This is a genomic window from Bathymodiolus platifrons methanotrophic gill symbiont, assembly GCF_002189065.1.
Classification (GTDB): Bacteria; Pseudomonadota; Gammaproteobacteria; order Methylococcales; family Methylomonadaceae; genus Methyloprofundus.
The window spans coordinates 1-14,101 of record NZ_BDMN01000156.1 but is presented as its reverse complement, the minus strand read 5'-3'; the positions used below and the strand labels follow the sequence as shown (position 1 = coordinate 14,101).

The window sequence follows — 14,101 nt, the reverse complement described above, 5'->3', positions numbered from 1 at the left end:
TGGTACTTGGCTTATCCACTCAGTTATCGCAATCTTGAGGAAATAGCTGAAGAACGAGGCTATCATGTTGACCACAGCACCCTTAATCGGTGGGTGATAAATTATGCACCTGAATTAGAGAAAGAATTTCATAAAAAGAAGCGTCCTGTTAATCGGCGGTGGCGGATGGACGAAACCTATATTAAAGTCAAAGGAGAGTGGAAATATTTTTATCGTGCCGTTGATAAAGAAGGCAATACCATTGACTTCTTACTCACCGCAAAGCGTGATACGAAAGCAGCCAAGCGCTTTTTTAAGAAAGCCATTAAGAGAAATGGCCGTCCTGAATTGGTCAATATTGATAAGAGTGGTTCCAATAAAGCAGCGCTTAATAGCATCAACAAGGAAGACTCAGATGCCCCTAAAGTGGAACCCATTGTAATCCGTCAATGTAAATATTTGAATAATATTATCGAACAAGATCATAGGAACATTAAACGAATAACTCGCCCTATGTTGGGTTTTAAAAACTTCCATAGCGCCCAAAAAACATTAGCAGGTATTGAGATAATGAAAATGATCAAAAAAGGACAAATGTTCGGAGGGGATGGTTTGTCTCCTGCAGGACAGTTTTATTCATTAGCTGCATAAAGGTCGGTTATGACCAATCTTTACCGTCATAATAAGTTCTTGCGACAGAACCCTGTAAAGAACTGCTCACGGATGAGGGCCTATTAGTGATCAATTTATGGGCCACCAGGAACGAGCAGTTTAAACAATTGACCTGGAATCTGGGGACCACTTTTAACTGGAAGGTATTGTTTCTACCTGTTCGTGGGCGTGGCAATGTGATAGCGATTGCTTTTGCTGAGAGTGTGGATACTTATTCAATGAAAGTGCTAAGGGCACGGGCTAAACAGTTAGATGAGCAATATCAGATAGAATTTATCGATTTTATAAAAGATATAAAAAGAAATAATGGTAGTGTATTAAAACGAGTAATAAAAGCATGAATATTCTAGACGCTAAACATATATTTTCTTATCGAAAATATTGGGCGCAACGTTTCGGTACGGCACATGAATTGCCAATGAGTCAGGCAGAAATGGATGTTCTAGGCTGGGATAGTTGTGATGTTATTTTAGTAACAGGTGATGCTTATATAGATCACCCAAGTTTCGGTATGGCACTTATTGGGCGTGTATTGGAAGCTCAAGGCTTTCGTGTGGGTATTATTTCCCAGCCTGATTGGCGCAGTGCCGAAGACTTTAATCGTTTAGGCCGCCCTAATTTATTTTTTGGTGTGACCGGTGGCAATATGGATTCCATGGTCAACCGCTACACATCAGATAAGAAAATTCGTTCTAATGATGCGTATACTGCAAATGGGGAAGGGGGTAAGCGGCCCGATAGAGCAGTCAATGTCTACTCACATCGTTGTCGTGAAGCTTACAAAGATGTGCCTATTATTATTGGTGGTATTGAAGCTAGCTTAAGGCGTATTGCGCATTACGATTATTGGTCAGATAAAGTTAGAAAATCAGTGTTACTCGATTCCAAAGCCGACATGCTGGTTTATGGTAATGCAGAGCGTCAAATTACCGAAATTGCTCACCGCCTGGCATCAGGTGAGTCAATCACTGATTTAAAAGGCATACGTGGTACAGTGCACTTCGTAAAACAAGTGCCTGCAGGTTGGACAGTCAAAGATTCTTCCGATATTGATACCCCGGGAAAGGTTATCAAGCCAAAAAGCCCTTATTTAATGGAAGAGCAAAGCGTTTGCTCAGAGAAGCAGTCGGAAGCACAAGAGCAGGCAGAGCCAAAAAGCTCAAAAATTAGTAATGCACAGCGGGCAAAGACAGTTATTCGTCTACCTGACTTTGATACTGTTAAAGATGACCCCATTCAATACGCACATGCTTCACGCGTAATGCATGGAGAAACCAATCCAGGTAATGCGCGGCCCTTGTTACAAAAACATATGCAACGCTATATCTGGGTAAATCCGCCGCCAATACCGCTCACCATGAGTGAAATGGATGGCGTGTTTGATCTGTCCTATTCGCGCTTGCCGCATACTGTTTATGGTAAAGCCAATATTCCAGCGTTTGAAATGATTCAACACTCGGTGAATATTATGCGCGGCTGTTTTGGTGGTTGCTCATTTTGTTCCATTACCGAGCATGAAGGGCGAATTATTCAAAGTCGTTCAGAAGACTCCATTATCAAAGAAATTGAAGCAATCAGAGATACCTCTCCCAACTTTACTGGAAATATCTCTGATTTAGGCGGTCCCACTGCGAATATGTACCGTCTGGCCTGTAAAGATGAAAAGATAGAAGCTGCTTGTCGTTTGCCGTCCTGTGTTTTTCCGGGAATCTGTGAAAATCTAGACACCAATCACACTCCGTTAATTAAACTATATCGGCGGGCACGGGCCTTAAAAGGGATTAAAAAAATATTTATTGCCTCTGGATTGCGCTACGATCTTGCGATTGAATCACCTGAATATGTTAAAGAGCTGGTTACTCATCATGTCGGTGGTTATCTAAAAATTGCCCCGGAACATACCGAGCAAGGCCCGTTATCCAAGATGATGAAGCCAGGCATGGGTACATATGACCGCTTCAAAGAAATGTTTGATAAGTATTCCAAAGAGGCGGGCAAGGAACAATACCTGATTCCTTACTTTATCGCCGCGCACCCGGGTACTGAAGATGAGGATATGCTCAATCTTGCCTTATGGTTAAAACGTAATGGTTTTCGGGCGGATCAAGTACAGGCCTTCTTGCCATCTCCGATGTCGATTGCCACTGCCATGTATCATTCAGGGAAAGATACCTTACATAAAGTCAGTCGTCGACATGATTCAGATATGCCTATCCCTAAAGGTATTAAACAACGTCGTTTGCATAAAGCCCTGTTACGTTATCATGACCCTAAAAACTGGCCTCTGATACGTGAAGCCTTAAAAAATATGGGGCGTTCTAATTTAATTGGCAATGGCAAGCGTCAGCTAATTCCTGCATGGCAGCCAAAAGAGGGTGGTAAAGACGATAGAATTAAAGGCAAAGGGAAAACCTTTAGAACCCAGCGAACTGAATATAATAAGCGCGGAGCACCTGCTAAAAGGCACAGCAAAAACAACAGATAAAACCCTGTTTCAACTAACTGAAGTAGGGCGTGGCTTTAGCCCGCCTTGTGAATAAGGTTCTTGTTTGTTGGCAGGCTAAATGGGCTGTGAAAGTATCTGCTTTTAGCCTCCCCCCTTGAGAAGGGGGGATTGAGGGGGGATCGTATAAAAACATAGACCAAACCTCTCCTTAACTAAGGAGGGAGGTCTTGTTGAATACTTTCACTGTATCTAAAGCCACGCCGTACAACTGGTTTTTGTTGTGATTATTAATGTATCTGAATAATTACCAATAAAATCCTTTTCAAGTATTAAATAAGCGTCTATAATACTCGCTCTTTAGCTGGTGTAGCTCAATCGGTAGAGCAGCTGATTTGTAATCAGCAGGTCGCGGGTTCGATTCCCATCACCAGCTCCATATTTCAACTCACTCATGGATTAGAGTGATAGATATACAGCCTAAACGCTGATGTAGCTCAATCGGTAGAGCAGCTGATTTGTAATCAGCAGGTCGCGGGTTCGATTCCCATCATCAGCTCCATATTTTAAAAGCCCTGTTGCATATTAATGTAACAGGGCTTTTTTTATGTCTGCAGTTAATAACTACTCAAGTAGTCTTTCCCGCCCGCTGAGCAAAGTTATTTTACTCCGACCCTAATTATTGGAATCTCGTGGGTTAAACAAAGATTCCCGATAAAACTTGTGCCCACGCTTGACTGGGTAGACTTCGGGAATGACGAGAGTAACTTCTCATTATTTGGGGGCATGGGCGGCTCGCCCATGCAAACGGGCAGGCTGCCCGTATCCCTAAAAAAATCTTGCCCGTGAATAATGAGTAAATACTGATGATGCTCTTAATATGTTGATTCTTATGGTTTATTTTAAGGCTTCTTCCGGTGGCCCGTATTCCGCAAGCTTCATACGGGCTACGTTACAAAATATGAGGGGTATTAAATTGGTCGACTATAGTTTTTCATGTGTACGCTTAAATTCATCAATATTAGTAATGAGTAACTGATCGTTAAAGTCATGGTCAATAAATTTATTTCCCAGTGCATAACTACGGAGTTGGCGTGGGTTATTTATTAGCCAGTCTTTATAGATACTGATTAATCTGTTTTTATCAATTTTACTAACCGCGTTGGCAATGCGTTCTTTAGTATCAAAGTTTGTATTATCGCGATCAATTTCTAGCCAGTTTCTATAGCTTCTTTTCTGTAAGCTTTTATCTTTTTCTAGTAAGCGCGTAACTAAACCTGCCTTATAGCTTTCAAGTTCCTTGGCTGTGATGGCTTGTAACTGCATTAGGTAGGAAGTCATAAACTCATGAAAACGAGCGTCTATTTCAGTGACAGAAATAACCGGTGACTGCAGGATGAAAATAATACCAGGCACGTCTTTCATGGGTAATGCCGCTGCTCCTATATTGTAGCCTAGTTGCTGGCGGGTACGTAAATCTGCAAAAAATGCAGAGGAAATAATACGCCCTAATAATTGCGCTTCAGCCTGAGATGTTATGCTTTTGTCAGGTGCCTGGAAGTAAAGGGCCAAGGTAGCATCATGATTATCAATAGTTAGTTTGCGTGCACTTAATGTTTTTTCTTGTAGCTGGATAATTCGTGCTGCAGGTACTTGTGGCGCATCAGGGCTCAGCTTAAGTTGTTGATTTAGCATGGATGCAATGTTTTTTGCTTCAGTAGAGGTGCTATTACCTTGCAAAAGAATACTGAGATGTAGTTGTTTTAAAAAGTCCTGTGCAAATAGGGTTAAGTCCTGAGCTGTTAAACTGGATAGAGCTGCTAGTTTTTGCTCGTTTGTCCAGCGCCGTTCAATCAGGCTTCGCTTGAGTTCAGCAAGTACTTGATGAAAGGGTTGTTGTCTTTGTGCGTTAATTAATTTTTGCTGAAAACGTGCTTTCAAAATATTAAAACGGTTTTCTGTGATCTCGGGAGTATTAAGTGCTGCAATAATTCTGTCTAGCAAGACTGATTGCTTTTGATCATAACCAGAAACTGAAATACTCATGCCTCGTTCCGTTGCATAGACAGAATAATTTAACCCAGCCAGATGTGCAGGGTAGGCATAACTATTTAGCTGCTTTTTAATAATACCGGTCAATAATGAGGTTAATAGACTATTTCGTGGTGTGCTATTAGCAATGGGGGATTGCAATGCAATATAAAGGCTGCTGCGTGGCACATTGAAGTTGGTATCTAGCTGATGCCATAACTCCAGCTTAGAGTCCTGTTGAATTAGCTTAGGGTGCGTATTGTTAGTAGCGGCAGTTTTTAGTTTTAATTCATCTGGAATAAATGGATTAGCTTTCGGTAGTGTTAGAGCTGAATTAATAGCTGAATGAGACCATTTCTGGATGAGTTCAGGTTTGATTGCTGAGATCTGGTAGTCAACCTGGTAATTTTTTTCGATTTTAGTGGTGTTGAGGTCTTGAGTATTTAGTGAGACAAGTACTCGCTCAGGCGTTAACAGGGATATTAATTGTTTAATTAGCTCAGGTTTAAATTGCTCGATAACATAAGGGCCGCGTAATATATCTTGTGCTGCAGAATAGTGCAGGCTCTTTGCCAGTCCGGTTACCGTACTACTGGCGTCACGTTGCTCCTGGTAGCGAAATTGTAATGTCGACATCTGGCTCTGTTCTTGAAAGAGCCATTCTTGTATGTCAGTATTCTGCAAGAGCCTTATGTATTGAAAAACAATATCAATAATTTCATCGGTGTGTTCTAAACCGCTATGGGTCAAATTAATGCCGAGGTGTAAACTTGATTCCTGCGCATTATTACTAAAGCCAGTCGATGCAGCAAGTTCATCAGCCCAGCCTTTTTCTTTTAACAGCGCAAGTATACTGCCTTCGCCTTCATGTCCAAGTAATGATTGAAAATATATGCTGGGCTTGGCAAGGTAGTAGGATTGGGTTTCGGGCAAGATAAACATCAGGCTTAATTCCCGCTTTTCCTGTAGCGATTTTATATTGATTTGACGTGCCATTTCGGCCGGGCTTAGTAACGGCTCGGTAAAAACTTTTTTTTCTGCACCATAATCTGGAATAGCAGAAAATTTCTCTGTTACCCATCTTTTTAAAATGGGAAGGGGCTCATTTGCTAGAACCACCAGGGTCATTAAATTCGCAGAGTAATGTGTTTTATAGAATTTTAGAAGATCATCACGAACTAGGTCATTATCTCTGTCAGCTAGTGTTTCCAGATTACCAACACTGAATTTTGCATAAGAACTTTTGGGGTTAAATGCCTGTTGCAATCCAGCAAAAGAGCGGCGGCTATCAGTTTTAATTTTGCCTAGATATTCAGAGTTTACAGCATTTTTTTCCCGCTCAACAAACTCAGAATTAAACAATGGAGCAGTAAAAAACTGACTGAAACGGTCTAATGTGGGTTCCAGTGAGCTATTTTGTATATCGAAGAAATAGTTTGTATGTTCTCTGGCTGTATATGCATTTCGGGAGCCGCCATGTTGAGCGATAAAGGTTTGATACTCATCTGCATCTGGATATTTTTCAGTGCCTAAAAACAGCATATGCTCAAGAAAATGAGCAAGGCCAGCGCGCTCATCTGGGTCACTGGCACTGCCAACAAATACATCCAGTGAGGCTGCTGCTTTTTTTGTTTCTGGGTCGGAGATAATCAGTACTTTTAATTCATTATCTAGAGTAAAGGCTTGATAGTGCCTGTTGTCATTCTGGCTTTGAATAATATTGGTTTTTTCCATAATAGGCGAAGTTGATGTGCAGGCGTGGCAAAGTAGAGCAGCGATAAGAATTAAAAATTTCAAATAAGAGTTCATAGATGAGTCATTGTTAGTTATTTGTCGAACGACAGAGAAATAGAAAATATTGCGGAGTTTTTCTCAGGGGCCATAAGATATTTATTCACTACTGACTAATTTGATTTTACTAAACCCGCCATTGGGTGTGCGCAAATTAGTTACCTGGCCTTGATAAAGTCGGGCACAGGTAGCGAGAATGGTCTTATGATAGACGAAAAGTCGAAAATCAGTTTTAAACTTTTCACCACCGAGGGTATGTGTAATAGTTGGCTTGATGCGCTGTTGAACTAATGTTTCCTGTGGGTCTAGGCTGCTAAGTTTGTTTTTAGTTAACTTGTCGCCAATATAAACACCCCGGCTAGCATAGCTAGTTGTTGGTTTAAAAACTTTTTGCTTACGCTCCGGCCATAAAGTCTCTTTAGGAACTGAGTGTAATAGTTGAGTATGTGGGATAGCCTGTTGTAAACGGGAGGCTACGGGTGGGGTTAAAAAGTCATTTAATAATTCAGAATCTGACCAGTCAATCATGCGCCTTTTATCTGCTAAAAGCCCATAAATACGTGGGTTTGGTGTTAAGCAAACAGATTGCTTTCGCCAGGCCTCAGCAATATTCTGCATTTCAGGTGAGCTTAAATAAAAATCACAGTGGCGATTATAGACCAGGTCAATAGCCTGTTCCTGATAATATAAACCCGCTTCCTTTGTTTCAATCTGACTAGGGTCAATAATGACTGTTTTAATTCCTGCCTGTTTAAATAAGCTGGCAAATACCTGCATTTCAGGATATAGGAATTGCTGTTCAGGTGCGTGATCAATAATGGCAATTAATTGTGGTAGCGCATTTTGATCCTGACAAAATAAACGATACTCCTGTAGAAATGTGTCTAATAACTTATTAGCCAGTTTCCTAGGGAAGTGTTTTGCTTCGGGTTGATAGCATTGAGCCGCATACCATAAACCACCTGCATTGGTATTGACCTCAATTAGTTTGACTTGTTGTGAGTCATCAATATGAAAGTCATAGCCCATTAATACAGAGTAATGTCCTGACTCTATTTGAGCTATTTCAGGGAGCTTAGGTAAGGATAAGGGGTAATTCGGGGTTTCACTAAGATTTTGTAAGTCACGCACAACATTGATCATCTGCTTTAATGCGCTAGTTGATAAGTTGACCGTATAGGGGCTAATGCCGTGTTGTTGAATTTCCATCACCCTGGAAACCGCAGTTGAGTACGGATTTCGTGTGCAGATTTATTCATAAAACTGTGAAGCGGGGGGTATTCACTCGGCAGGTGACAAGTATTTACAATCATTAGTGTAATATTCAGGTGCTTATGTTGCTTTATAGCAGTCATTTTTAGGACAATGCGGGGTATTTTTACACGGAACAGGAATAAAGCGCAAATCAGGAGCTAGGTAATTAGTTATCAGGATTATAGGATATTAGGGCAATGAAAAACTAATTTTTGCCGTGTTCACACTATATAAATACTATACAATACTATTAAATTATTATTTAGCGTTTTAACAAGACATAAGACATGACTGAACCGGATCAGAAAAGTACAAAAAAACGTAGTCGCGGTATTTATTTATTACCTAATCTTTTTACTACAGCAGCCTTGTTTTCAGGTTTTTATGCGATTGCCTCTGCGATTTCAGGGCATTATGAAAAAGCAGCTGTGTTAATTTTTGTTTCTTTAGTTCTTGATGGGCTAGATGGGCGCGTTGCACGAATGACTAATACTCAAAGTGATTTTGGCGCTGAATACGACAGTATGGCTGATATGCTTTCTTTTGGGGCTGCGCCTGCTATAGTCATGTACCTATGGTCATTATCTTCCTTAGGGCAAGCAGGTTTAATTGCTGCATTTATTCATTTAGCGGGTGGTGCTTTACGTTTAGCACGATTTAACACTCAGCTTGGGACGCAAGATAAACGCTATTTTCAAGGCTTGCCAAGCCCTGCTGCGGCTGCAATTTTAGCGGGCCTGGTCTGGATTAGTGAAAAGTGTGATTATGCTGTTGAGGGTCTACCCTGGTTAGTCATGATCATGACTATCGCGACGGGTTTGTTGATGGTGAGTAATTTTCGCTATTATAGTTTTAAAGATATTAACTTTCGTGGCAAAGTACCTTTTGTTGTCATGATTGGTGTGATGTTAGGTTTTGCCGTTACCTTATCAAACCCTGCAACCGTTTTATTTTTGTTTTTCTTTGGTTATGCATTATCCGGTCCTATTCTGACTATGATATTATTACGTCGTAAGCGTCAAGGACGTACGAATTAATTATGATCAAGCAAATAGATAAAAAACAGAATATTAAGATAAGACAACGGGGTGTAATCGATATTTATCATTCCACGCGTTGCTTATGTCGCCATCTGCCCTGATGGGCATCTCTCCTATATTTTCAAACAAAAGTTGATACGGATTAAGTGTGACTAAGCCATAGTAACCCTTCTAGCTGGAAAGGTCCGGGTGATAGGCACTTAGCAAGCGGCTAGACTAGCTTCAAGAACATACCGTCCCGTGTCATATTTCAATTGCTGGCGATAGGTCGCCACCATGAATGGAATTTCTCATGAAAGATAAATTAATAATATTTGATACAACTTTGCGCGATGGCGAGCAAAGTCCTGGTGCGTCGATGACGCGTGATGAAAAAGTTAGAATTGCCCGAGCATTAGAACGCTTAAAAGTCGATGTAATTGAAGCAGGTTTTCCTGCTGCAAGTGATGGGGATTTTGCTGCTGTGCAAGCGGTGGCTGAAACAGTTAAAGAAAGTACTGTTTGTGGCTTGGCGCGAGCATTAGATAGGGATATTGATAGAGCGGGCGAAGCCTTAAAGAAGGCTGAGAGTTCACGTATTCATACCTTTATTGCGACTTCACCGATTCATATGCAAATGAAGTTGAAGATGTCACCTGAACAGGTGATTGAATATGCAGTAAAAGCAGTAAAGCGAGCACGAAAGTATACCGATAATGTTGAATTCTCACCTGAAGATGCAGGGCGCTCTGAAGAGGATTTCTTGTGTCGTATTTTAGAAGCAGTTATTGATGCCGGCGCGACAACTTTAAATATTCCCGATACGGTAGGCTATAGCATTCCTGCAGATTTTGGTGCGATGATAAGCAACCTAAGGCAGCGTATTCCGAATGCTGATAAAGCAATATTTTCAGTACATTGTCATAATGATTTAGGTTTGGCTGTAGCTAATTCTTTATCTGCGGTGATGAATGGTGCGAGACAAGTTGAATGTACCATTAATGGTTTAGGCGAGCGTGCAGGTAATGCTGCTTTAGAAGAAGTGGTTATGGCCATTAAAACCCGCCACGATGTCTTTGCTTGTGATACTCGCTTGGATACCCGGGAAATTGTTACCTGTTCTAAATTAGTTTCTAGTATTACCGGGTTTCCAGTACAACCTAATAAAGCAATCGTCGGTGCAAATGCGTTTGCTCATGAATCAGGTATTCATCAGGATGGTGTATTAAAGCACCGTGAAACTTATGAAATTATGCGTGCTGAAGATGTGGGCTGGTCAGCGAACCGCATGGTATTGGGTAAGCACTCAGGGCGTAATGCATTTAAAAGCCGCATGACTGAGTTAGGCTTTGAGTTTAATAGCGAATCGGAATTAAATGATGCTTTTGTGCGCTTTAAGCAGTTAGCTGATAAAAAACATGAAATTTTTGATGAAGACTTGCAAGCCTTAATTACTGAGGTGAATACCGATACCGAAGAAGAGCATTTTAAATTAATCGCTTTAAAAGTGTGTTCGGAAACGGGAGAAACGCCGAGAGCAACAGTGACGGTTAAAATAGGCGAGCAGGAATTTAATGCGGATTCAGAAGGAAGTGGGGTAGTCGATGCCAGCTTAAAAGCGATTGAATCTATCGTTAATTCTGGTGTCTCTTTAGAGCTATACTCAGTTAATAGTATAACTAATGGCACTGATGCTCAGGGTGAAGTGACGGTACGCCTGGAAAAAGGTGGGCGTGTGGTTAATGGTTTAGGTGCCGATACTGATATTGTTATCGCATCTGCGAAGGCTTATATCAATGCCTTGAATAAGTTAGAAAATCAAGGTGAAAAGAAGCACCCACAGGTGTAAAGGATTGTAGGAGCGGTCTTTAGCCGCGAATTGCACATACTCCTTCGCGGCTAAAGACCGCTCCTACATTACGCTTCACGTGTTTATACTAGATGCTTATGGATAATTCAACACGGTTACAGTATTTATCGGCAATGGGCATTGATGTCTGGGTGCCGAGAGCTAGTGAAGAAAATGCTGCAATGGAAGATGCCGCGCCAGAAGTCATAGAGGATAGCTGGGACATTTTGCAGGCAGAGATGCTGGCATGTCAGCAATGTGATTTATGTCAATTGCGGCTCCAGGTAGTACCTGGCTCAGGCAACCAGCAGGCCGATTTTTTATGGATTACTGAAGCCCCTAGCTTTGAAGATGATCAACAAGGTCTGCCGTTTGCAGATCATTCCGGGGAGTTATTGACTGAAATGTTAAGGGCTATGCAATTAGAGCGTGAAGATGTGTTTATCACTCATATCGTTAAATGCAGACCGCCTGATGACAGAGACCCAAAAGCCCAAGAGTTAGAGGCTTGTGAGCACTATTTGCAAAGACAGATCGCCTTGATCCAGCCTAAAGTTATTATCGCACTAGGGCGCATTGCAGCGCATAAGCTATTACAGAGTAAAGCACCATTAGCCGAGTTACGGGTAACTGAACATGAATTTTCAGGAATTCCCTTGCAGACGGTTTATCATCCTGCGTATTTATTGCGCTCCTTAAACGAGAAGTCTAAAGCCTGGCAAGATATACAGCGGGCTTTAACTCTTTTTGAAAAAATAAAATAATAATGTTAAAACGAGTATTAAACCAAATTAAAGGTTTAGTCACCTATGATGCTGACCGAGAATTTTACGCCAAAGTATTTCCTGATACTTTGAATCAAATAGACTTGATGCGCTTTCGTAAAATGAGTAAAGCGGATTTACCTCGTGTGCTGGAGATAGAGAGCAAGGGCTATAATTATCCATGGAAAGAAGCTATATTTCATGATTGTTTAAATGCCGGTCATTATGATTGCTGGGTGTGTGAGGATACTGAAGACAAAATGGTCGCATTTTGTATTGTGTCAACTGCTGTTGGTGAAGCAACGGTGCTTAATCTTTGTATAGACCCTGTGATACGTAAGCAAGGATTGGGGCGTAAATTTATGCGGCATGTGATTGATACTGCACAAGCAAGAAAGTCGGAAAGTGTATTTCTGGAAGTGCGTCCTTCCAATGAAGGGGCTATCGGCTTATATGAAAGTATGGGGTTTAATGTAATTGGGACTAGGCCAGGTTATTACAAAGCAGAGAATGGTGAGCGGGAAGATGCCATTATGATGGCTTATACTATTGTTTAACTCGCTTAAAGCTTAATAGTATTGAAAATGCTGGATTTTAGACAGCTTTGTGTTTTATTCTTTTTAATCGAAGGAGTGATATATTTCCTCCTTCGCGGGTCAGGTGTATTATTTCCTTTACTTTTGCTAGTACTGCTTGCTTACCTTGTGTTGTTTTTTTTCTCTATGAGGCTGACTTCTGATTTCTATTTAAAGGCAAAAAATAATGCAAAAAAAGGCTGTGTAGTTCTGGGGTTTGATGATGGCCCAAGCCCTGAAACGACTCTGAAAATACTGGATATTTTAGCAGAGCATCGTGCGACAGCAGTTTTCTTTCTTATTGGAAAAAATGCCATTAAATACCCTGATTTAGTTAGAGAGATCATAAACAGAGGTCACTTGATCGGAGGGCACACTCTGAACCATTCGGCAAACTTTGGAACCCTGAGTTTAACTCGCGCTGAAGAGGAAGTTATGGGGGGTATTAAAGTTATCGAAGAGATAATTAATCAGAAAATTACACTTTTTAGACCACAGTTTGGAGTGAGTAACCCAGTCATTGCTGCTATAACTAAAAAGAATAATTTAGAGGTGGCTGGGTGGAATATAAGGTCTTACGACACCATAAATAAAAATGCGCAAAAAATGTTGAAGCGTATTACGGGTAAAGTTAAGGATGGTTCGAGTATTCTGTTACACGATCGGGTTCAAAATACAGTAGCAATACTCCCGGATATTCTAAAAGATATACAAAATAAAAAATTACATATTTGCCCTGAAATAGATTGGTGATTTCGTCAATATGATTTACTATTTTTGTGAGAAGTTGAAATTCAATGACCACTGTATTTCACATCGAAGCGTCTTTTTTATTTTTGCCGCAGTAAGCGAGCAGCAATTATTGCACGTTTATACTGCTAATATTGAGTCGGCTCAGTGATTTATAAATGCCATTGATACAATGAGGCAGCTTGCAGCGGTAAAGTCATCTTCCCCTTAATTGGGTATGATAGAAAAAACGTAGTCTGTCCTTTCTTTTTTCAGACGATTTATATTTTATGGAGAACATCATGACTAAAAATAGTAGACAACAGGAACAGGCTGCAGCCCGAGATTCAGTTATCCGTGGCAATGATATTCATAACGAGGTTTGCCAAATCGTTGTTGATGCTCTGAAAGATGGCAAGATGGAACCGGAGCATATTAAAGAAGTGCTTCGTGCTGTGGTTAACGGTGCTTTTGAAGGTGAGACGGATAGTGAGCCTGAAGCAAAAGAAGTATTACAAAAGACAGTTGCAGGGATAGATGATGCTTTAAGTCAGGTGGCTCAAGCTTCTTCCTTAGCGATTGAAGAGGCTACAGGTAATGTTGATGAATTTACTGAGCATGATTTGAAACGTGCCCTGGCGGACTTGAATGACCTAGAGAAGCTGTTCTTTGATACTTTAACTGAAGTAGCAAAGGGTGGTCAGGAACTTACTTCCAGTACTATAAACAGCATTGTTGAGCATCTACAGCAAAGTTCCACATCAGTCGGTCGAACAGTAGCAGAGACATCTAGCCATCTAAGGAATGTGCACGAAATAACATCCTGAAGCAGCCAAGCTTGAATAATGAAATATCTCCCCTAAATTAAGGTTATCTTAATTTATTACTCAGTGGTTGTCTTATGTCATTTCCTTATAAAAAAAATATCGAAAAGTCGATGAAGAAATTTTATGACTCACTTTGTGAAAAAAATAAGCGACGGTATGCCGCCATTG

General features: G+C 40.8%; 11 protein-coding genes and 2 tRNA genes. 11 read left to right on the top strand and 2 right to left on the bottom strand.

Translation table 11 applies throughout. The features are described 5' to 3' along the window. The 5 genes from CDZ78_RS09720 to CDZ78_RS09700 form a co-directional block, all read left to right on the top strand. The coding region (locus CDZ78_RS09720) for an IS6 family transposase (protein ID WP_087869841.1) at nt 1-630 on the top strand (630 nt) is incomplete at its 5' end. Between the two features lie 86 nt (nt 631-716). Further along, entirely contained in the window at nt 717-992 is a 276-nt protein-coding gene (locus CDZ78_RS09715; protein WP_087869840.1) for a class I SAM-dependent methyltransferase, read from the top strand. Then, nucleotides 989-3,136, top strand: coding sequence for a YgiQ family radical SAM protein (locus tag CDZ78_RS09710; RefSeq protein WP_087869839.1), 2,148 nt, complete (start codon nt 989-991; stop codon nt 3,134-3,136). The genes CDZ78_RS09715 and CDZ78_RS09710 overlap by 4 nt, the downstream gene beginning before the upstream one ends. A 321-nt stretch (nt 3,137-3,457) precedes the next feature. Then, nucleotides 3,458-3,533, top strand: a tRNA-Thr gene (locus tag CDZ78_RS09705). Between the two features lie 47 nt (nt 3,534-3,580). Beyond that, a tRNA-Thr gene (locus CDZ78_RS09700) sits at nt 3,581-3,656 on the top strand. Between the two features lie 422 nt (nt 3,657-4,078). Here CDZ78_RS09700 and CDZ78_RS09695 read toward each other — a convergent pair. Both CDZ78_RS09695 and CDZ78_RS09690 read right to left on the bottom strand, forming a co-directional pair. After that, on the bottom strand, nt 4,079-6,934 hold the full coding sequence (locus CDZ78_RS09695; RefSeq protein WP_087869838.1) for an insulinase family protein: 2,856 nt from the start codon (nt 6,932-6,934) through the stop codon (nt 4,079-4,081). An 81-nt stretch (nt 6,935-7,015) separates the two neighbouring features. Beyond that, nucleotides 7,016-8,125 carry a hypothetical protein gene (locus CDZ78_RS09690; protein ID WP_087869837.1) on the bottom strand — a complete coding sequence of 370 codons (1,110 nt, stop codon included), beginning with the start codon at nt 8,123-8,125 and terminating at the stop codon, nt 7,016-7,018. Between the two features lie 332 nt (nt 8,126-8,457). Here CDZ78_RS09690 and pssA point away from each other — a divergent pair, with 332 nt between their 5' ends. The 6 genes from pssA (at nt 8,458) to CDZ78_RS09660 (ending at nt 13,933) form a co-directional block, all read left to right on the top strand. Beyond that, nucleotides 8,458-9,207, top strand: coding sequence for a CDP-diacylglycerol--serine O-phosphatidyltransferase (gene pssA, locus CDZ78_RS09685; protein WP_087869836.1), 750 nt, complete (start codon nt 8,458-8,460; stop codon nt 9,205-9,207). A 295-nt stretch (nt 9,208-9,502) separates the two neighbouring features. Then, on the top strand, nt 9,503-11,038 hold the full coding sequence (locus CDZ78_RS09680; RefSeq protein ID WP_087869835.1) for a 2-isopropylmalate synthase: 1,536 nt from the start codon (nt 9,503-9,505) through the stop codon (nt 11,036-11,038). A 98-nt stretch (nt 11,039-11,136) separates the two neighbouring features. Next, a complete protein-coding gene (locus CDZ78_RS09675; RefSeq protein WP_087869834.1) occupies nt 11,137-11,802 on the top strand; it encodes a uracil-DNA glycosylase in 666 nt (221 codons plus the stop codon). A 2-nt stretch (nt 11,803-11,804) separates the two neighbouring features. After that, the gene (gene rimI, locus CDZ78_RS09670) at nt 11,805-12,359 is read left to right on the top strand and encodes a ribosomal protein S18-alanine N-acetyltransferase (RefSeq protein WP_087869833.1); all 555 of its coding nucleotides are present in this window, start codon (nt 11,805-11,807) and stop codon (nt 12,357-12,359) included. A 165-nt stretch (nt 12,360-12,524) separates the two neighbouring features. Then, nucleotides 12,525-13,130 carry a polysaccharide deacetylase family protein gene (locus CDZ78_RS09665; RefSeq protein ID WP_147637041.1) on the top strand — a complete coding sequence of 202 codons (606 nt, stop codon included), beginning with the start codon at nt 12,525-12,527 and terminating at the stop codon, nt 13,128-13,130. 278 nt (nt 13,131-13,408) lie between these two features. Further along, a complete protein-coding gene (locus CDZ78_RS09660; protein ID WP_087869831.1) occupies nt 13,409-13,933 on the top strand; it encodes a DUF6781 family protein in 525 nt (174 codons plus the stop codon). The last annotated feature ends 168 nt before the right edge of the window (nt 13,934-14,101 follow it).